Source organism: Nitrospirota bacterium (assembly GCA_023229435.1).
In the GTDB taxonomy this organism is placed as follows: Bacteria; Nitrospirota; UBA9217; order UBA9217; family UBA9217; genus JALNZF01.
Map to the genome: position 1 here is coordinate 1 of JALNZF010000033.1, position 20,297 is coordinate 20,297.

Here is a 20,297-nt window from a genome sequence, read left to right on the forward strand (position 1 = left end):
AATGATAGAATGTTTCATGACCTGCCTCCTTGGTGTGGCTCTGTATTTGGGAACTGGGTTCCCAAGTATAACCCACGTTGCAAGGGGCAGGTCACTTGATTTTCAACTGTCAACCATTATGTCTATCTTTTGCTCAGTTCGTGCGTTGCGTTGATGAACTCCGCAGCATGATCGAGCGGCGTCTGTTGCAGGATGCCGTGCCCCAGGTTCATGATATGGCCATTCCGGTTGCCTGCCCGGTCGAGGATCTCCCGGGTGCGTTTGCGGATGAATTCCTTGGACCCGAAGAGCGAGATGGGATCGATGTTGCCCTGCACGGCTTTATCGTATCCCACGCGCTTCCAGGCCTCATCAAGATTGCAGCGCCAGTCGAGTCCGATCACATCGCCTCCCGCCTCCGCAACCATTTCCAGCAAATGCGTTGCCCCGTGAGCGAAGTGGATGAGCGGCACGGTTTTCTTGACGCCGGCGATCACGTTCTTCTGGTGCGGCAGTACGAACTCGCGATAGTCGGCCGGCCCGAGGGCGCCGACCCAGGAATCGAAGAGCTGAACCACCTGCACTCCCGCATCGATCTGGGCGTCGAGGTAATTGATGATGACGCCGGTGAGATGCTCCATGAGCTTGTGCCATGTTTTGGGTTCGGCGAACATCATGGTCTTGGCATGCTCGTAGCTGCGAGATCCGCCGCCCTCGATCATATAGGAGGCAAGCGTGAACGGAGCGCCGGAGAAACCGATAAGCGGAACCTTATTGCTCAACTCCTTCAGTACGATCTTGATGGCGGTCATGAGATAGGCGATCTGGCTGGTCGAGTCAATGGGCTTCAACTTCAACACGTCCGCCATGGTGCGCACCGGGTTGTGGATCACCGGGCCTTCGCCTTTTGCAAACTCAAGGCCGATGCCCATGGGCTCGAGCGGCAGCAGGATGTCGGCAAAAATGATCGCCGCGTCGATCTCATAGCGGCGCACCGGCTGGATTGTCACCTCGGCCGCTACCTCGGGCGTCTTGCACATCTCAAGGAAGGTATGCTTTGAACGGATCTCGCGGTATTCCGGCAAATACCTCCCTGCCTGGCGCATCATCCATACCGGGGTGCAGTCCACCGGTTCACGTCTGCATGCCTTTAAGAACCTGTCTGCTCTGGACATTAATAATCTCCTGAAAGTGAGGGTCTATTCTGCCGCAGCGAGTAATGAGAGCGCATGGGAGAGCACGCAACCTTTTTTCGCAGCGGACCAATGAGTGCATACTATAGTATTTTATGAAGCAAAACTCAAGAAATTTTTCCCATACCGGTATGGACCGGGCCCTTGATCTGTCCTGGTCGCCCGGGTTTTTCAAATCGTAATATCGGCCGAATCTCGGCCGAGGGTTGCAATGGGCAAGGCATTGTGCTATTCTTTACCTTAATAAAGCAGCGTTCCGGAGGTGGCAGCATGGGAAATGATGAGGAGGAAAAGATCGTCGCCAGGTTCAGGGACGGCAGGCTTATGAAAGGCTTTGTGAGGGATTTCAATATAGAGTCGGACACGGTCATCCTGCGCGACCGGGAAAAGAACACGGAAAGCCGCGTCCCGATTGAGGAACTGAAGGCGCTTTTTTTCGTCAAGAACTTTGAAGGCTCCAGCAAATATGTCGAACGGAAGGTTTTCGGGATCAGAAAGAACCTGGGACGGAAGGTTTTTATCAAGTTCATCGACAAAGAATCACTGGTCGGGTTCATCGAGGGGGAGATTCCCTGGGACAAGGGATTCTCCCTGGCCAAGCTTGGCAAGAAGGCCAAGGGGTTTTTCCTCACCCCCGTTGACGGAGACAGCAATAATGAAAGGGTCTTTGTCGTGGGGAGCGCGATTGACAACGTCACGATCATGGTGACGTGAGGGACGGTGCCGACTGATATTCGAACCATGAACGGGGAAGCGGCAGTAGGTCCGCAGATGATGAAGGTAAAATCGATCAAGCCAGGAATAATTTCTGGCTTTTTTCGTCAAAGGCGATCATTGCGTTCCTTGCTTTGGTGTGATACTTCGGCGCGGTTTCGGCATGAGATCAGTTTAACGCTCAGTCGAGCCCGCGGGACGGGTCCTTGACGAATAACAACAGCAGAACAAACCATCCCGATACTCCTGTCAGGCTGTCCCGACGGGAGAGGATGCTCCGCGCAAATGCTCTTCCCACCTGCTGTAATTCGTTCTTGTCATCAAACTGCTTGTTGGAATATAATAATAGTGGACATTAGAATTTTGCTTCAAGGAGGGTATTCTCGTGGGAAGGTACGACGATCTTTATCAGAAGAGCCTCAACGATCCCGAGGGGTTCTGGGGCGAGGCGGCAAAGGGCATTACCTGGAGCAAAAAGTGGGACAGGGTCCTTGACGATTCCAACACGCCGTTCACCCGGTGGTTCTCCGGCGGAGAGATGAATACCTGCTTCAACGCCCTTGACCGTCATGTGCATGACGGGAGGGGCGATCAGGTCGCGCTTATCTATGACAGCCCGGTCACCAAGACCATCCAGAAATTTACCTATCATGAACTTCTTGACCAGGTCGCGCGGTTTGCCGGCGCCTTGAAGGATTTGGTTGTCACAAGAGGCACCACGGTCATCATCTATATGCCGATGATCCCGCAGGCGGTCATTGCCATGCTTGCCTGCGCGCGACTGGGCGCTGTTCATTCCGTGGTCTTCGGCGGGTTTGCCCCCCATGAGCTCGCCATCAGGATCAATGACGCAAAGCCGAAGATACTCATCTCCGCCTCCGGCGCGGTCGAGGTCGCCCGGCTCATTGAGTACAAGCCCATGATCGATAAGGCCATCGAAGAGGCAGAGCATAAGCCGGAGAAGTGCATCATCTTCCAGAGGCCCATGCTCAAGGCAACGATGAACACCGGACGCGATCTGGACTGGGACGAGCTGATGGGCAGGGCCAGGCCGACAGACTGCACGCCCGTTAAGGCGACCGATCCGCTGTATATCCTCTATACCTCCGGTACGACCGGTAAACCCAAGGGCGTGGTCCGGGACAACGGCGGCCATGCCGTTGCGCTTCACTGGAGTATGGAGCACATCTACGGGGTAAAGCCCGGCGAAGTCTTCTGGGCAGCGTCGGATGTGGGATGGGTGGTGGGTCATTCCTACATTGTTTACGGCCCGCTGCTCGCCGGCTGCACCACGATCATCTATGAGGGAAAATCCGTGGGCACTCCCGATGCCGGCGCCTTCTGGCGGGTCCTTTCCCAGCACAACGTGAAGGCGCTCTTTACCGCCCCCACGGCCTTCCGCGCCATCAAGAAGGAAGATCCCCGGGGAGAGTTCGTCCAGCAATACGATCTCTCGAACTTCAAATACCTCTTCCTCGCCGGCGAGCGGCTCGATCCTGATACGTACCACTGGGCGCACGATCTGCTTAAAAAGCCCGTGATCGACCATTGGTGGCAGACCGAGACGGGCTGGCCTATTACGGCGAACTGCATGGGCATCGAGGAATTTTCCGTGAAGCCCGGTTCTTCCACCAGGCCGGTGCCGGGTTATAATGTGCAGATCCTGAATAGCAGCGGCAAGCGGGTCGGGCCGAAGGAGACGGGCCTCGTGACCATGAAGCTCCCCCTTCCTCCGGGCACCCTTCTTACGTTATGGCAGGCTGATGAACGATTCAAGGAATCCTACTGCAAAACCTACCCCGGTTATTATTTCACGAGTGACGGCGGGTATATTGATGAGGACGGGTATGTCTATATCATGGGACGCGTGGATGACGTGATCAACGTGGCGGGCCACCGGCTCTCGACGGGCGAGATGGAGGAGGTGGTTTCAACGCACAAGGATGTAGCCGAATGCGCTGTCATCGGAGTGCACGATGATCTCAAGGGCCAGCTGCCGCTCGGACTTGTGGTGCTGAAGGCGGGCGTGGACACCAGCAGTGAAGACATCAGAAAAGAGCTGTCCTTCATGGTCAGGAACACCATCGGCCCCATCGCCTGCTACAAGGAGACCTGTGTGGTGAAGCGCCTGCCGAAGACGCGGTCCGGCAAGATCCTGCGCAGCACCATGCGCAAGATCGCCGATGGCGAGATCTATGTCATGCCGTCCACCATTGACGACCCCGCGACGCTGACCGAGATCGAAGAGGTGCTCAGGAAAGTGGGTTATGCGCATAAGCCGTGAAGGGAAGATGAGAAGGCAAGGGGGGGAAGGTAAGAATTGGAATATCGCTTTTTCTCAATGTGCTGTCGAGAGTGATTTGCTCAGGCTGCAGGACCTTGATCCAGGACGTCACGAACCTTGCGGAGGAACGCGTTCGGGGAAAAGGGTTTTGAGATGAATTCTGTTGCGCTGTCCAGGATGCCTTTCTTGTGGATAATATTCGCCGTATATCCGCTCATGAAGAGCGCCTTGATGTCCGGATTCAGACCCCTGATCTCCGCATACACCTCTTTCCCGTTCTTGCCAGGCATGATGACATCGAGGATGAGGAGGGAGATCCCGTGATGTGATTTATACACGTCAACAGCGTCCGTGCCGTTTTCCGCAACGATCACGTGGTAGCCGAATTCCTCAAGGATATTCTTTGCCAGGTCCCTTACCATGACAGCATCTTCCGCGAGAAGGATGGTCTCCGTGCCTCCGGTTACGGGCGGCAGAACAGCGGTCGCGAGTTCCTCTGGCTCTTGTTCAATGACCGGTAGATATATTTTAAAGGTCGTGCCTTTCCCCGGCTCGCTGTATACGTTGATGTAGCCGTTGTGTTGCTTGATGATCCCGTACACCATGGACAGCCCAAGACCCGTGCCCTTTCCCACCTCCTTCGTGGTATAAAACGGCTCAAATATTTTTTCCTTTGTCTTTGCGTCCATGCCCTTTCCCGTGTCCGTCACGGAAATGAGCATGTATTTTCCAGGCGCTGCAAAAATATGCCGCCGCACGTAGTCGTTGTCAAATTCCACCAGCTCGGTCTCGATGATGAGCGAACCGCCGTCCGGCATGGCGTCCCTCGCGTTCGTGGCAAGGTTCATGAGCACCTGATCGAGCTGGCCGGTGTCGGACATGACCGATGCTTCCCGGGTCGCGAGAAACAGTTTCAGCTCAATATCTTCGCTGATCACCCTGGTCAGGATCTTCTCCAGATGCTTGACGACCTCGCTCAGCCGAACGGGTTTCGGGTTGATGATCTGTTTTCTGCTGAAGGCAAGGAGGTTCTGGGTGAGGTTCGTCGCCCGCTCCGCGGCTGAAAGCACCTGTTCGACGTAACCGCGGGTCGCGCTGTCTGTTTCAGTCTTCTTGAGCAAGAGGCTGCCATAGCCGACAATGACAGTCAGGATATTGTTAAAATCGTGCGCCACGCCGCCGGCGAGAAGGCCCACCGCCTCCATCTTCTGCGCCTGGAAAAGCTGGGCTTCGAGGTTCTTCTTCTCCGTAATGTCGCGAAGGACGGCGTCGGACATCAGGAAGGCTCCGTCCTTGTCATAGATCGCCTTGGACCTGATGAATACGGGAATGCGCCTGCCGTCTTTTGCGAGGAGGGTGATCTCACCTTCGAAGAAGCCGTTGGTTTTCAGGGCCTCCATCTTCCGGGCGCACGTATCCCGCTCCTCAGGTACGATCAGATCCTTCAAGGCATATCCGATGATCTCCTCGGTTTTGAATCCGAGGGCTTGCAGCTCGGTCCGGTTGCAGATGATGATGTTGCCTTCCCTGTCGACGGAGTGCATCATGTCCGGTGCGTCGTCATAGAGGTTCTGGTAACGATCTTTGACCTCCACCAACCGCTTTTCAAGGGTGACCATGTCCGTCACATCCACAAGCGTCTCGATGGCCGCGGTCACCTCTCCGGACGGGTCCTTCAGGGAGTATGCGTTTGTCTCGATATATTTGGCAGTCCCGTCCTTGTCGAAGTGCGTGTGCATCGACCGGTGGTGTTCACCGGTCTCAAAGCACTTTTTCACGGTGCAGTCGCACCCCCCTGCCTTCTCAAAGCAGGGCTGGTCACTATGGTGGGAGACTGCATGACAGTATTTCCCGATGATCGTGTCACAGGACATCTTGACCTGATCGCAGTAGCCCTGATTTGCGGAAAGTATCCGGTAATCCTTTCCGATGACCACGACACCCTCACCGATCCCGTCGAGCACCGCTTTACGGAAGGCTTCCGACTCCCTCAGGTTCTTATCAGCTTCCTTTCTTTTTGCCGTCATGCTGTCAAATGATTCCGCGACCTCCTGGAGTTCGTCGTGGCCGGTCAAGGTAAGGGTGGCGGAGAGGTTGCCCTGCTCTATTTCCTTGAGCCCGGAGACAAGGGACGAAACATTGTCCGTCAACTTTTTTGATACGATAAAAGAAAGGATAAGCGCCATGGCGCTTACACAGAACAGAATGATGAGATACTGCTTGCTGAATGCGTAGGCCTTAAGATAGGCGACTTCTTTGGGCACACCGATGATGACCCTCCAGCTTGTTCTGGAAAGTCCGGCATAACTGTAGAGGCGCTCTATCCCGTCCAGCCCTCTCTCATCTATGCTGCCGTTGGTACCGTCGTGCAAGGGGAGTGAACGTGGTGAGATTTTTTTACAGGGGTCACCGTTTTGCTCCGAGCCGGAGCAGACGAGGACGTTTTCCTTGGCGTCAACTATCGTGATGGATGCTCCCTTCAGGCGGGGCAATGACTTCATGATTCTTTTACGCACCTCGGCGAAGTTCAGGGGCATTCCGATAACACCCACCTGACTGTTTTGGCCGTCGATCACGGGAACGGCGATCATGGCCGAGGATGTTTTGAAGAGTTTCGATATATGCATGTCGCCAACCACGCTCATGCCCTTCCGGGCGTTTATAAACCATTCCTTGTCGTTATAGTTGAGTTTGCGCACACCCGGCGAGTATACGCCGCTTCCGTAATTATTCCCGTCCATGTCCGCGGCAAGGATGTTTAAATGATCCGGATAGGAGGGCAGGAGTTCTTTGAACAACCGGTCGCTGGCGCGGGAGTCTTTGCTGACGACAGCCGGGTGCTTTGCAAGTGACTGGAGCGTCGAAAATGATGAATCTATAAGGTAGTCAAGCTCATCTGCCAGATTTTCAGCAAGGACCAGATTGCCCTCTTTGATGCCCTTTTTCCCATTTTCAATCATTACAGAACTGTGATACATGCCAAAGACAAGCAGGGGTACTAAGATCAGGAGGGCAATGGAGGCAAGTTTGTATTTGATCGGGAATTTCATAATTATTGTCTGGCGATGGCCTTTGAATACGTTTTCTTTTCTCTACCCGAAAGTATACCAAAAGTGTGGTGAACGTGCCAGATTATTCTGACCGTTCTCCGATGCTCCTATTCCGGTTCTAATCCGTCTCGCACGGGGGGGGCTTTATTTTCAGCCTCGCAAGCCGCACGGCTGTAAGTTCGGTCTTTATCGCAAAGTAGGGCAGCGCATGGGCGTCCTTTTTCTTCATTAAAAGCCACTCCTTGCCCGTACTTTTCGGAAGACCCTTCATCTGCGCCAGCACAAAGGCGCCCCTCAGTTTTTTCCCCTTGAGTTCGAAGTGCAGCGTGCCGGTCTTCAGCGCCGTATCCGGATCATCGTCGTCGAACGGAATATATCCTCCCGTGTCCCAGACCACAACCGGCCCTGCGCCGTAGCTGCCCTCGGGAATGATGCCTTCGAAGTCGATATATTCCAGCACATGGTCAGGCACCATGATGGCGAGCCGTTTGTCCGCGGGATTCATGGAGGGGCCCTTGGGGATTGCCCATGACTTCAGCACACCGCCGATCTCCAGGCGGAAGTCGTAATGGAGTCGCGTGGCTTTGTGCTCCTGGACGACGAATCTGAGTGGTTTGAGCGTCATGGCCGGCCCCCTCGCGCCAACAAAACTTCTTGACAAAGATTGCAGCAATCTATAATATTTCAAGTCGCACCGAATGATGCGGAGAATCCACTATCGAAAGTTTACATCACCTGAGGACGGTTTGTCTATGATAAAGCTTTTTAACACACTGAGCGGGAAAAAAGAGGAATTTGTCCCGATCCATCCCGGCAGGATGACCATGTATGCCTGCGGTGTGACGGTATATGATTTTTCCCACCTCGGGCACGCGCGCGGGGCCGTGGCTTTCGACCTGATCCAGCGATACTTCAGGCGCAAGGGCTTCGACGTTACGTACGTGCGGAATTTCACCGATGTCGACGACAAGATCATCAATCGCGCAAAGGAAGAAGGACTTACTGCCGCCGAGGTTGCGCATAAGTACATTGTTGCCTACCAGGAGGACATGGACCGTCTCGGCGTGGGCAGGCCGGACATCGAGCCCAAGGCCACGGAGCATATCACCGAGATGATCGAGGTCATCAAGGGTCTCGTGGAAAAAGAGCACGCCTATGCCATGGACGGCGACGTGTACTTCCGGGTGGCAAGCTTCAAGGAGTACGGCAAGCTCTCAAAACGGAACATCGAGGACCTGAAAGCAGGCGCGCGCGTGGAGGTTGACGAACGCAAACTCGACCCGCTCGATTTCGCTCTCTGGAAGGCGTCGAAGCCGGGCGAACCGGCCTGGGACAGTCCCTGGGGACCGGGCAGGCCGGGATGGCACATCGAGTGCACTGCCATGGGGTTCAAGCACCTGGGCGAGACCTTTGACATCCACGCCGGCGGGAAGGACCTGGTTTTTCCGCATCATGAGAACGAGATCGCGCAGAGCGAGGCGTACTCCGGAAAGAAGTTCGTGAACTACTGGCTCCATAACGGGTTTGTGAACATCAACCAGGAGAAGATGTCCAAGTCGCTCGGCAACTTCTTTACCATCCGGGATATCCTGAATCAGTACGATGCTGAAGTGCTGCGACTGTTCCTGCTTTCCACGCACTATCGCAGTCCCATCGATTTCTCCGATGCGAATTTGAAGGATACGCGCGCAGGGCTCGACCGGTATTATACGATGAAGGAAGGGATCCTGAAATTTCTCGCCGGAAAGAAACATCCTTCGATCAAGCCCGAGGACATCATCGAGGTCGCGGACCGGCCTCTTTATGCAAAAATCCAGAACCTGCCCAAGGCCTTTGAAGAGGCCATGGATGATGACTTCAACACGGCCTTTGCCATCGGGCTTATCTACGACCTGGTCCGCGAGGTGAACAGGGTCCTTGCGGAAGTGGATAAAAAGAACCAGGACGCCGTGATCCTGCTCCTGTCGGCGGCGGCAGCGTCCTTCGAGAATGTGAACAAGACCCTCGGCATCTTTCTCCGCGATCCCGATGAATGGTTCAAGGAGGGAAGGCTCGCTGACAGCAAGGTCTCGCTTTCCGTTGAACGGATCGAGGAACTCATTCACCTGCGGAACGAGGCCCGGGCGCGCAAGGATTGGGCCGAGGCCGATCGGATACGAAAGGCGCTTGAGGACGGCGGAGTGGAGCTTTTCGACCGGTCCGACGGAACGGTGTGGAAACCGAAGTAGGCCGATGGAGCGCCACAGCCCCCATCCCAAATCACCAATAAACTCCCCATAAGCGCAATCACCAGGTCGAAGTTCGTGGGTCGGCTTTGTTACGTCAGGATAGTATTTGGAGTTTGTAATTTGAAATTTGGAGTTTCCCTTTCCTCATGCAAAGAGATAAAATATTCGGCATCAAACCCGTGATCGAGGCGCTCAGGGCTGGAAGGTCTGTCCAGCGCGTTTTGATCGCCGAGCAGAGAAAGTCGGTTCGGGAAGTCCAGGAGATCATACGACTTGCCAGGGGGAGCGGCATCGAGGTAAGGATGACGACCCGCGACGCCTTGAATCGGGAAGCCCCGAATGCCCTGCACCAGGGTGTGCTGGCCGTCGTCGCTGCCCGCGAGTACGCCTCGCTCGATGATATTCTAAAGATCCCGGACCAGAAAAAGCAGCCCCCGCTCTTCCTTGTTCTCGATGGAGTGGAAGACCCGAGAAATCTCGGCGCCATCCTCAGAACAGCCGAAGTTGCCGGTGTTCACGGTGTAATCATCCCCGAGAGAAGATCCGCAGGGCTCACCGAGACAGCTGCCAAGACGGCAGCCGGTGCTGTGGAATACGTTCCGGTGGTCAAGGTCGTGAATATCGTGAACACCCTTGAAGAACTTAAAAAATGCGGCATATGGATTGCCGGCGCAGATGCGGGCGGTGATCTGGTCTATTGGGACGCAGATTTTATCCGTCCAACTGCGATCATACTTGGCGGGGAGGGCAAGGGCATCCGCAGGCTGGTGCGGGAGCATTGTGATTACCTGGTGTCCCTGCCGCTTATGGGGCGGATCAATTCGTTGAATGTATCTGTTGCATCCGGGGCCCTATTGTATGAGGTACTCAGGCAGAGGCGCGGGAAGAACAAATAATGGTTTGCGCAGTGTTTTTTTCACAGCCCGGCTATTTTGACAAAACCCCGATCATTAATCTTTTTGCTTGACAAGATCATCCGCAATCCCTTATAATTCCAATTCTTTGACGCGGGGTTACATTCTCCGTATCACTATCTAACGGTAAGATATAAGATTTACCAAGACGGGCAGGGGCGTGGTGTGTGCAGAAGATTGTGCCACCGTAACTCAGTTGGTAGAGTAGCTGATTTGTAATCAGCCTGTCGGGGGTTCGATTCCCTTCGGTGGCTCCACTTTTCATGCGTTCGTTCACGCGACATCAGGGTTCGTTGTATTCATCGGGGAGGTGCCCGAGTGGCCAAAGGGAACAGACTGTAAATCTGTCGGCGTCAGCCTACGGAGGTTCGAAACCTCCCCTCCCCACCACTTTAATTAAATAAACGCGGATTATTGATTGCGGAGTGCGGATTTAAAATCAGAAATCTGCAATCCAAATTCGAAATAACATGCGGGAATAGCTCAGCTGGCTAGAGCGCAAGCCTTCCAAGCTTGGGGTCGCGGGTTCGAATCCCGTTTCCCGCTCCAGTTTATTAGCTTGGAGTTCGGAGTTGGTAGTTCGGAGAAAGGGATTAGGTTGCCCTTGAGGTTTGCTCCGAACTCCGAACTGTGGGCTCCGAACTGAAATGCCCATGTAGCTCAGTTGGTAGAGCACATCCTTGGTAAGGATGAGGTCAGCGGTTCGATCCCGCTCATGGGCTCCAGTAAAAACACTTTGTGCATAACCGGTTTCTATCGATCTTTAATCTTTTTACGGAGGGATGTATGGCAAAGGCAAAGTTTGAGAGGACAAAACCGCATGTGAACGTGGGCACGATCGGCCATGTGGACCACGGCAAGACGACCTTGACGGCGGCCATTACGAAGGTGCTGTCGTTCAAGAACTTCGCTACGTTTGTTTCCTACGACAACATCGACAAGGCCCCGGAAGAACGTGAGCGCGGCATCACGATCGCCACGGCGCACGTGGAATACCAGACGGAAAATCGCCACTATGCGCATGTTGACTGTCCCGGACATGCCGACTACATTAAGAACATGATCACGGGCGCGGCCCAGATGGACGGCGCCATTCTCGTGGTTTCCGCGGCAGACGGCCCTATGCCCCAGACCCGCGAGCACATCCTGCTCGCCCGTCAGGTCGGCGTGCCCTATATCGTGGTCTACATGAATAAGGTGGACATGGTGGACGATCCCGAGCTCATCGAGCTGGTGGAACTCGAGATCCGTGAGCTTCTGACCAAATACCAGTTTCCCGGGGACAAGACCCCGATCGTCAAAGGGAGCGCCTTAAAGGCCCTCCAGAGCGAGAGCAAGGACTTCAACGCACCCGAGTACAAGAGCATCCTGGAGCTTATGGCGGCAGTTGACAGTTATATTCCCACGCCCAAGCGCGAAAAGGACAAGCCCTATCTCATGCCGGTGGAAGACGTATTCTCCATCGCCGGTCGCGGAACAGTGGTCACGGGCAGGATCGAGCGCGGTGTCGTGAAAGTAGGCGAGGACATCGAGATCGTGGGGATCAAGCCCACGCAGAAGACCGTGGTCACGGGCGTCGAGATGTTCCGGAAGCTTCTGGACCAGGGCGAAGCCGGCGACAACGTCGGTGTTCTGCTCCGCGGCATCAAGAAAGAAGATGTGGAGCGCGGCATGGTCCTGGCGAAGCCGGGAAGCATCACTCCGCACACCAAGTTCAAGGCCGAGGCCTATGTTCTGACGAAGGAAGAAGGCGGCCGCCACACCCCGTTCTTCAAGGGGTACCGTCCCCAGTTCTACTTCCGGACCACGGACGTGACGGGCGTGGTGACGCTTGCCGAAGGCGTGGAGATGGTGATGCCGGGTGACAACATGACCTGCAGCGTTGAACTGATCACCCCGATCGCCATGGACAAGGGGCTGCGTTTTGCCATCCGCGAGGGCGGCAGGACCGTGGGCGCAGGGGTCATTACCGAAGTGATCGCGTAAAGCGAGGGACGAGGGACGAGGGACGAAAAATCGTCCGTCGTCCAAGTGAGCGAAGCGAACGGTCGTCCATCGTCCGTCGTAATATTACACAAGAGTGAGGCAATAGACAATGCGGGAAATCATTTTACTTGCTTGCGGTGAGTGCAAGCGGAAAAACTATTCAACGACCAAGAATAAGAGGAACACTCCTGACAAGCTGAACCTGGACAAGTACTGCCGGTTCTGCCGCAAGCACACAACGCATAAGGAAACCAAAGCGTAACCTGGTCGCACCGGGAAGCTGCTGAGTAGGACACAGGCCAGTAGCTCTAATGGTAGAGCTCCGGACTCCAAATCCGGCTGCTGGGGGTTCGAGTCCCTCCTGGCCTGCCATATCCCCTTGTGGAGAAAGAGGCCTATTTCATGTTCAAAAAGATCGCGGTATTCTTCGAAGAAGTAAAGCTGGAACTCAAGAAAGTTGTGTTCCCGACAAAAAAGGAGGTCATAGGTTCTACCTGGGTGGTGATCACTACCGTGCTCATCGCCGCCTTTTTCCTGGGCTTGGTAGATTTGGGGTTGGGAAAATTAATGACCCTAGCCTTTAAGTAAGCACAATTATGCCTATGAACTGGTATGTGATCCATACGTATGCGGGTTTTGAGAACAAGGTGAAGGCCACCATCCTTGAGACCGTTTCCAAACTCGCGCTGCAGGAAAAGATAGGACAGATCCTCGTCCCGACCGAAGAGGTCCTTTCCATCAAGGGGGGGAAAAAGCGCAAGTCTCAGCGGAAGTTTTTCCCCGGATATATTCTCGTCGAAATGGAGATGGACGACAATACGTGGCATATTGTGAAAGATACACCCAAGGTCACGGGTTTTGTCGGAGGAAGTACGAACCCGACACCGCTCTCCGATGAAGAGGTGAAGGCCATCCTCAAACAGGCGGAAGAGGGCGCCGTTGCCCAGACCCAGCCCAAGCAAGCGTATCAGAAGGGCGATCGGGTCAGAGTGATCGACGGGCCGTTCAACAGCTTTATCGGCTCGGTGGAAGACGTGAACCCGGCTCATGGACGGCTCCGGGTAATGGTGAGCATCTTCGGACGTTCGACGCCGGTGGAACTGGAATTCTTGCAGGTTGAGCGGGAGAAGGACAAATAAATTGCAAAATGTAAATTGCAATAATGAAAAATTAACGTAGGAGTTTATCAATGGCAAAAGAGATTACAGGAAAAATCAAGCTTCAGGTCCCGGCAGGAAAGGCCAATCCGGCACCGCCGGTGGGACCCGCGCTCGGTCAGCACGGCGTGAATATCATGGAGTTCTGCAAGCAATTTAACGCGAAGACCCAGAAGTTGGGAGAGACGATCGTTCCTGTCATTATCACGGTCTATTCCGACAGGTCCTTCACCTTTATTACCAAGACCCCTCCGGCCGCGGAACTTCTGAAAAAGGCCGCCGGCATTGTAAAGGGTTCCGGCGTACCGAACAAGGACAAGGTCGGCAAGGTGACCCGCGCGCAGATCAAGGAGATAGCCCAGACGAAGATGCCGGACCTCAATGCGGCAAGCGTCGAATCAGCCATGCGCATGATCGAGGGCTCGGCGAAGAGCATGGGGTTGGAAGTAATAGATTAAGTTCGGAGTGTGGAGATCGGAGTGCGGAATGAACAGCCAGGTAAATTCGCATCCGATACTTCGCAATCTTTGTTCATATTGCGGGAGGTCACGCCGAGGCGTGACCGTTAATACCGCGAGGAGGAACCATGGCAGGGAAAAAATTCAAGGCAGTAGCGGCACTGGTGGACAAGACGAAGTCGTATGGTATCGAAGAGGCTGTAGGGCTTGCCAAGAAAACGGCACGGACCAAGTTTGATGAGACCGTTGATCTGGCCGTGAACCTCGGCGTCGACCCTAAACAGGCAGATCAGATGGTGCGGGGTACGGTTGTTCTCCCGCACGGCACCGGGAAAAAGGTCAAGATCCTCGTCTTCGCCAAGGGCGAAAAGGAAAAAGAGGCGAGGGACGCCGGCGCTGATTACGTGGGTTCCGAGGACCTCGCCGAGAAAATACAGAAGGAAGGCTGGACCGATTTTGATACGGTTGTGGCAACGCCGGATATCATGGGCCTTGTTGGCAAACTCGGGAAGGTGCTCGGTCCCCGTGGATTGATGCCGAACCCCAAGACCGGCACGGTCACCTTTGACGTGGCAAGGGCCATTAAAGAGATCAGAGCCGGCAAGGTGGAGTATCGAGTGGAGAAGGCGGGCATTGTGCATGTGCCGGTGGGTAAGGCATCCTTTGACGAGAACAAGCTGGCGGACAATGCGAAAGCAGTTCTTGAGTCCATCCTGAAAGCAAAGCCTGCCTCGAGCAAAGGCAAGTATCTGAAGAACGTAACTATTTCTACTACGATGGGTCCCGGCATTAAAATGGACACGGCGCTGATCGAGAAGATAACAAAATAAAGAATCACAAATCCGAAACTCCAGGCGCGACATTCTGAACGTCAGGATTCCGGACAGAGATAATAAATTTTTTGTAGTAACAAAAGGTCGACCCCTGAACAACGAGGGGTGCGGTCCGAGACAGCAGGTACCGAAGGGGACTTATCCATATCCTTTTTGGCTTAATCCCGTACTGGGGCCTGCCGAGACCCGGGTAAAAAGAATGTGCTGGATGCCATCACTTTCTTTTGAGATTCCTGGGCTGGTCATCGGGAATTCTTGAAAGAAAGGAGGATCGTGTGAATAAGCAGGAAAAAAAGGAAGCAATTGATGAGTTGCATGAGAAGTTTGCCCGTGCCAAGACCGCCATCATCACCGGATACAGCGGGATCAACGTGGAGCAGATCACGAACCTTCGTGCGAAGCTGCGCACGTCCAAGGTTGAATACCGGGTCGTAAAAAACACGCTGGCGAGGAAAGCAGTGGAAGGAACCACCCTCGAACCGCTCAAAGACTCTTTTGTCGGTCCCGTGGGCATTGCGCTCGGATTTGATGATGTGGTGGCTCCGGCCAAGGTGCTCTTCGAGTTCAACAAGGTTCAGACAAAGCTTGTGCTCAAGATCGGCGTGCTGGACGGAAAGCTGCTCCAGCTGGCGGACATCAAAGCGCTGGCAACCCTGCCATCGCTCAATGCGCTCCGCGGGAAGATCGTAGGTCTTCTCCAGGCGCCGGCATCGAGGATGGTCGGTGTGCTTGCGGCCCCGGCTGGTCAGCTCGCCAGGGTCATGAAGGCAAAGGCGGACAAGGGTTAATTAGGCTAACAAGTCGGACGGATCGGACAAATCGGACAGATCCGACAGAATATCATAATCTTTCAGGAGGAATAACATGGCGGATTTAGCGAAGATAGTTGATGAATTGAGCGGACTGACCGTTCTTGAAGCTGCGGAATTAAGCAAGATGCTCGAAGAGAAGTGGGGCGTATCAGCGGCAGCGCCCGTGGCAATGGCGGCAGCCGGTGCGCCGGCCGCAGCAGCGGCTGAGGAAAAGACAGCATTCGATGTGGTCCTGGTCGCTGCGGGCGCCCAGAAGATCAACGTGATCAAAGTGGTGCGCGAGCTCACCGGCCTCGGTCTCAAGGAAGCAAAGGACCTGGTTGAAGGCGCTCCCAAGCCGGTGAAGACCGGTGTCACCAAGGAAGAGTCCGAGACCATGAAGAAGAAACTGGCCGAAGCAGGCGCGTCCGTCGAGGTAAAGTAAGACAAGAACAAGCTTCATTTGACAAGTCCTTGCCCTCCGGCATAGGTCCGGAGGGCAAAGGACTTTTTGCGTTTATGGATAGGGCTTGCGGAGCCGAATGAGATTCATGAATACTAGGTAACGTATAAGTGCAAAGTGGAAAATGGAAGGAGCTGTGAGCGGCTCTGCATTTGTCACCGGGTACATTTTTCATTTTGCATTTCAATGCGGTATGAGGGGTGTGATAATGTCAAAGGAAAAAAGAGAGCTTGTCCGCGTACGTAAGGATTTTTCCAAGATCCCCACGATCCTGGAAATTCCCGATCTGATAGAGATCCAAAAACGGTCCTATGATTCCTTTCTTCAGAAAGATACCGCCTCGGATAAGAGAAGGGACATTGGACTCCAGGCGGCGTTCAAGAGCGTTTATCCCATCTACGATTTCAACGAGACCGCGATGGTGGATTACCTCGGCTACTCGCTGGGTGAACCAAAGTACAGCCTCTGGGAGTGCTTGCAGCGTGGCTCTACGTATGCTGCGCCGCTCAAAATCAAGACGCGGCTTGTGTTCTTCGAGAAGGATGAGCAGACCGCTACCAAGCGGGTGAAGGACATTAAAGAGCAGGAAGTATATGTCGGAGACCTCCCGCTCATGACGGAGACCGGAACGTTCATTGTGAACGGGACCGAGCGCGTGGTGGTGAGCCAGCTTCACCGTTCACCCGGCGCATTCTTCACCCATGACAAGGGAAGGACCCATGCGAGCGGCAAGATCCTGTACTCTGCCCGGATCATTCCCTACCGCGGTTCATGGCTCGACTTCGAATTTGATGTCAAAGACATCGTACACGTGAGGATCGACCGGCGCAGGAAGATTCCCGCCACGATCCTGCTCAAGGCATTCGGTTATTCCAACGAAGACCTGCTCCGGATGTACTATCCCATCGAAGACATCAGGATCAAGAAAGAAAGCTTCACGCGAGGGATCCTCGCAGACGCGCTGGTCGGCATGAAGGCCCCCATCACGATCAACGACAAGAACACCCGCGAACAGATCGTCAGGGAAGGCGCCAAGATCACCCGTGTTGCCATCAAGAAGATGGAAGCCGCGGGTATCACCGAGATACCGATTCCGCGCGAGGAACTCATCGACCGTATCGTGCTCCGCGATGTTATCGATCCGGAGACGGGAGAGGTGCTTCTCAACGCGAATGACAAGATTACCGAGGCGTTCCTGGCCCGGATTGTCGCCACGAAGGTGGAAAAGCTGGAAGTGATCTACATGGACGGCATCCACGTGATCGGGGCAATGCGGGACACGCTTCTCTCCGACAAGGTGCAGTCGTCGGACGATGCCCTTCTCGAGATCTACCGGAAAATGCGGCCGGGAGAACCGCCGACGATTGACATGGCGCGGAACCTCTTCTCCGGCATGTTCTTTAATTCCAAGCGATACGACCTCTCGAATGTAGGGAGGCTCAAGCTCAACAAGAAGCTCAAACTCGATATCCCGATCGACAAGACCACCCTCACGGCGCAGGACGTTGTCGAAGTGATCCGCTATCTCGTGAATCTCCGTACCGGCAAAGGAGAGGTGGATGATATCGACCATCTTGGAAACCGCCGGGTGCGGTCCGTGGGCGAGCTCCTCGAGAACCAGATCCGGGTCGGTCTTGCCCGCATGGAACGCGCCATCAAGGAACGGATGAGTCTCCAGGACATCGATACGCTCATGCCGCACGACATCATCAACCCCAAGCCGGTGATCGCGGCTATTAAGGAATTTTTCGGCTCCAGCCAGCTCTCACAGTTCATGGACCAGACCAACCCGCTGGCGGAAATCACGCATAAGCGCAGGCTCTCCGCGCTCGGGCCCGGCGGACTCACGCGCGAGCGCGCGGGATTCGAAGTGCGCGACGTACACACTACCCACTATGGCAGAATCTGCCCGATCGAGACGCCGGAAGGTCCGAACATCGGTCTCATCGTTTCCCTGGCCACCTATGCGCGGGTCAATGATTATGGTTTCATTGAAGCGCCGTATCGGGAGGTGAAGGGCAGTAAGGTGACAGATAAGATCGAGTATCTTTCAGCCGTGGACGGAGAGAACTACGTGATCGCCCAGGCCAACACCCCGTTCGACAGCCGCGGCAAGTTCACCGTGGAAAGCGTGTCTGCGCGTGTAGGCGGCGAGTTCAAGCTGGTGAGCGCAGAGGAAGTGCAGTATATGGACGTGTCGCCGAAACAGATCGTTTCGGTCTCGGCTGCGCTCATCCCCTTTCTCGAGAATGACGATGCGAACCGTGCGCTCATGGGCTCGAACATGCAGCGCCAGGCGGTGCCGCTTCTCCGTCCGCAGGCGCCGGTCGTCGGTACGGGCATGGAGCGGGTCGCAGCCAGGGATTCGGGTGCGATCGTTTCAGCAAAACGCGACGGGTTCGTTGAGGCCGTGGACTCCACCCGCATCACGATCAAGGGCGAGGACGCAAAAGGACGGACGGTCATCGACACCTACCCGCTTACCAAGTTCTATCGCTCCAACCAGAATACCTGCATGAACCAGAAGCCGATCGTACGCGTGGGTGATAAGGCGAAGAAGGGACAGGTGATCGCCGACGGTCCAGCCACCGATCTCGGCGAGCTTGCGCTTGGCCAGAACGTGCTCGTGGCGTTCATGCCCTGGAGCGGATATAACTATGAGGACGCGATCATCATCAGCGAGAAGATCGTAAGGGAAGACCGTTATACCTCCATTCATATCGAAGAGTTCGAGATCGAGGCCCGGGACACCAAGCTCGGCAAGGAAGAGATCACGCGCGATATCCCGAACCTCGGCGAAGAGACGCTCAGGAACCTCGACGAGAACGGCATCATCCGCATCGGCGCCGAGGTCATGCCCGGCGATATCCTTATCGGCAAGGTGACCCCTAAGGGCGAGACGCAGCTTACGCCCGAAGAAAAACTGCTCCGCGCGATCTTCGGCGAAAAGGCCGGAGACGTGCGGGACGCCTCCCTCTACGCGTCTCCCGGTATCGAAGGAACGGTGATCGACGTCAAAGTCTTCTCGCGCAAGGGTGAGGACAAGAATGAGCGCCTCAAGACCCAGGAAAGCGAAGAGATCGCGCGGCTCCAGAAGGAATATCAGGATGAACTGCGTGCGGTCAAAGAGGACCGGTATAAACGCATCCGCCGGATACTGGCCGGCAAGACGGTCGCCGATAAAGTGGTGAACTCCAAGACCGGCAAGACCGAATTGGCCAAGGGGAAAAAGATCACCGTTGAGATCCTCGACAAGCTGCCGGAGAAGGATCTTGCCAAGATCAAGGTCGAGTCGGAAGACTATCCGGCAAAGCTGCAGGAGATCTTGGACAACTCGGAAAACCAGCTGAATATTCTTGAAACCATCTATGATGAAAAAATCGGCAGGCTGAAGCGCGGCGACGATCTGCCTCCCGGCGTGGTGAAGCTGGTGAAGGTGTACGTTGCCATGAAGCGCAAGCTTTCTGTCGGCGACAAGATGGCTGGCAGGCACGGGAATAAGGGCGTGGTATCGAGGATCGTGCCCGAAGAAGATATGCCCTGCCTTCCCGACGGCACCCCGGTGGAGATCGTGCTGAACCCGCTCGGCGTGCCCTCCCGTATGAACGTGGGACAGATCCTGGAGACCCATCTCGGTTGGGCCGCGAAAGCGCTCGGTCTGCATGTGGCGACCCCCGTGTTCGACGGCGCATCAGAGGACCGGGTACGCTCGCTCCTGAAAGAGGCCAAACTCCCCATTACCGGCCAGTCCATTCTGTACGACGGCCGCACCGGAGAGCCTTTCAACAGACCGGTTACGGTCGGCTACATGTATATGCTGAAGCTGCACCACCTTGTTGACGACAAACTGCATGCACGTTCTATCGGGCCCTATTCGCTCGTGACGCAGCAACCCCTTGGCGGCAAGGCCCAGTTCGGCGGCCAGCGCCTCGGCGAAATGGAAGTCTGGGCGCTCCAGGCCTATGGCGCGGCCTATTGTCTCCAGGAGTTCCTTACCGTCAAGTCAGACGATGTGTCCGGACGGGCCAAGATCTACGAGGCGATCGTGAAGGGAGAGAACACACTTGAGCCGGGTCTGCCGGAATCGTTCTATGTGCTTATCAAGGAGCTTCAGAGCTTGTGTCTGGATGTCGAACTCATCGAACGCAAGAACGAACGGGAACGGGTGATCGGGCTCGAGAAGATTTCATCGGCACGATAGAAAGGGAAAATATCGGTCCGATCAGACTCATCAGTCCGATAAGAAC

At 55.1% G+C, this 20,297-nt stretch carries 16 protein-coding genes and 5 tRNA genes; 18 read left to right on the forward strand and 3 right to left on the reverse strand.

Annotation, left to right across the window (positions count from 1 at the left end; all coding sequences use genetic code 11):
* Nucleotides 1–122: 122 nt before the first annotated feature.
* On the reverse strand, nucleotides 123–1,154 hold the full coding sequence (gene hemE, locus M0R70_14895; GenBank protein ID MCK9420654.1) for a uroporphyrinogen decarboxylase: 1,032 nt from the start codon (nucleotides 1,152–1,154) through the stop codon (nucleotides 123–125).
* A gap of 288 nt (nucleotides 1,155–1,442) precedes the next feature.
* Here hemE and M0R70_14900 point away from each other — a divergent pair, with 288 nt between their 5' ends.
* Nucleotides 1,443–1,886 carry a hypothetical protein gene (locus tag M0R70_14900; GenBank protein MCK9420655.1) on the forward strand — a complete coding sequence of 148 codons (444 nt, stop codon included), beginning with the start codon at nucleotides 1,443–1,445 and terminating at the stop codon, nucleotides 1,884–1,886.
* Between the two features lie 385 nt (nucleotides 1,887–2,271).
* Entirely contained in the window at nucleotides 2,272–4,170 is a 1,899-nt protein-coding gene (locus M0R70_14905) for a propionyl-CoA synthetase (protein ID MCK9420656.1), read from the forward strand.
* An 80-nt stretch (nucleotides 4,171–4,250) separates the two neighbouring features.
* Here M0R70_14905 and M0R70_14910 read toward each other — a convergent pair whose 3' ends face one another.
* Nucleotides 4,251–7,220, reverse strand: a complete 2,970-nt coding sequence (locus M0R70_14910; GenBank protein MCK9420657.1) for a PAS domain S-box protein — start codon at nucleotides 7,218–7,220, stop codon at nucleotides 4,251–4,253.
* A 118-nt stretch (nucleotides 7,221–7,338) separates the two neighbouring features.
* Nucleotides 7,339–7,845, reverse strand: coding sequence for a 3'-phosphoesterase (locus M0R70_14915; protein ID MCK9420658.1), 507 nt, complete (start codon nucleotides 7,843–7,845; stop codon nucleotides 7,339–7,341).
* 127 nt (nucleotides 7,846–7,972) lie between these two features.
* On the opposite strand from M0R70_14915, the gene cysS reads away from it, so the two are divergent.
* The 16 genes from cysS to rpoB all read left to right on the forward strand — a co-directional run bounded on the left by cysS (nucleotide 7,973) and on the right by rpoB (nucleotide 20,251).
* The gene (gene cysS / locus M0R70_14920) at nucleotides 7,973–9,448 is read left to right on the forward strand and encodes a cysteine--tRNA ligase (protein MCK9420659.1); all 1,476 of its coding nucleotides are present in this window, start codon (nucleotides 7,973–7,975) and stop codon (nucleotides 9,446–9,448) included.
* A 146-nt stretch (nucleotides 9,449–9,594) separates the two neighbouring features.
* Complete coding sequence (gene rlmB, locus M0R70_14925; GenBank protein ID MCK9420660.1) at nucleotides 9,595–10,344, forward strand: 23S rRNA (guanosine(2251)-2'-O)-methyltransferase RlmB; 750 nt, start codon at nucleotides 9,595–9,597, stop codon at nucleotides 10,342–10,344.
* A gap of 199 nt (nucleotides 10,345–10,543) precedes the next feature.
* A tRNA-Thr gene (locus tag M0R70_14930) sits at nucleotides 10,544–10,619 on the forward strand.
* Between the two features lie 47 nt (nucleotides 10,620–10,666).
* Nucleotides 10,667–10,752, forward strand: a tRNA-Tyr gene (locus M0R70_14935).
* Nucleotides 10,753–10,834: 82 nt separating this feature from the next.
* Nucleotides 10,835–10,911 (forward strand) — tRNA-Gly (locus tag M0R70_14940).
* Nucleotides 10,912–11,011: 100 nt separating this feature from the next.
* Nucleotides 11,012–11,087: transfer RNA gene (locus M0R70_14945), tRNA-Thr, on the forward strand.
* Nucleotides 11,088–11,148: 61 nt separating this feature from the next.
* Complete coding sequence (gene tuf, locus M0R70_14950; GenBank protein ID MCK9420661.1) at nucleotides 11,149–12,348, forward strand: elongation factor Tu; 1,200 nt, start codon at nucleotides 11,149–11,151, stop codon at nucleotides 12,346–12,348.
* 109 nt (nucleotides 12,349–12,457) lie between these two features.
* Nucleotides 12,458–12,610, forward strand: coding sequence for a 50S ribosomal protein L33 (gene rpmG, locus M0R70_14955; protein MCK9420662.1), 153 nt, complete (start codon nucleotides 12,458–12,460; stop codon nucleotides 12,608–12,610).
* A 34-nt stretch (nucleotides 12,611–12,644) separates the two neighbouring features.
* Nucleotides 12,645–12,720 (forward strand) — tRNA-Trp (locus M0R70_14960).
* 30 nt (nucleotides 12,721–12,750) lie between these two features.
* On the forward strand, nucleotides 12,751–12,936 hold the full coding sequence (secE, locus tag M0R70_14965; protein MCK9420663.1) for a preprotein translocase subunit SecE: 186 nt from the start codon (nucleotides 12,751–12,753) through the stop codon (nucleotides 12,934–12,936).
* An 8-nt stretch (nucleotides 12,937–12,944) separates the two neighbouring features.
* Nucleotides 12,945–13,487: a transcription termination/antitermination protein NusG gene (gene nusG, locus M0R70_14970; GenBank protein ID MCK9420664.1), complete on the forward strand. Its 543-nt coding sequence runs from the start codon at nucleotides 12,945–12,947 to the stop codon at nucleotides 13,485–13,487.
* 50 nt (nucleotides 13,488–13,537) lie between these two features.
* The gene (gene rplK / locus M0R70_14975) at nucleotides 13,538–13,963 is read left to right on the forward strand and encodes a 50S ribosomal protein L11 (protein ID MCK9420665.1); all 426 of its coding nucleotides are present in this window, start codon (nucleotides 13,538–13,540) and stop codon (nucleotides 13,961–13,963) included.
* A 128-nt stretch (nucleotides 13,964–14,091) separates the two neighbouring features.
* A complete protein-coding gene (gene rplA / locus M0R70_14980) occupies nucleotides 14,092–14,793 on the forward strand; it encodes a 50S ribosomal protein L1 (GenBank protein MCK9420666.1) in 702 nt (233 codons plus the stop codon).
* A gap of 278 nt (nucleotides 14,794–15,071) precedes the next feature.
* Nucleotides 15,072–15,584: a 50S ribosomal protein L10 gene (rplJ, locus tag M0R70_14985; GenBank protein ID MCK9420667.1), complete on the forward strand. Its 513-nt coding sequence runs from the start codon at nucleotides 15,072–15,074 to the stop codon at nucleotides 15,582–15,584.
* Between the two features lie 76 nt (nucleotides 15,585–15,660).
* Complete coding sequence (gene rplL, locus M0R70_14990; GenBank protein ID MCK9420668.1) at nucleotides 15,661–16,032, forward strand: 50S ribosomal protein L7/L12; 372 nt, start codon at nucleotides 15,661–15,663, stop codon at nucleotides 16,030–16,032.
* A gap of 226 nt (nucleotides 16,033–16,258) precedes the next feature.
* Entirely contained in the window at nucleotides 16,259–20,251 is a 3,993-nt protein-coding gene (gene rpoB, locus M0R70_14995; protein MCK9420669.1) for a DNA-directed RNA polymerase subunit beta, read from the forward strand.
* The last annotated feature ends 46 nt before the right edge of the window (nucleotides 20,252–20,297 follow it).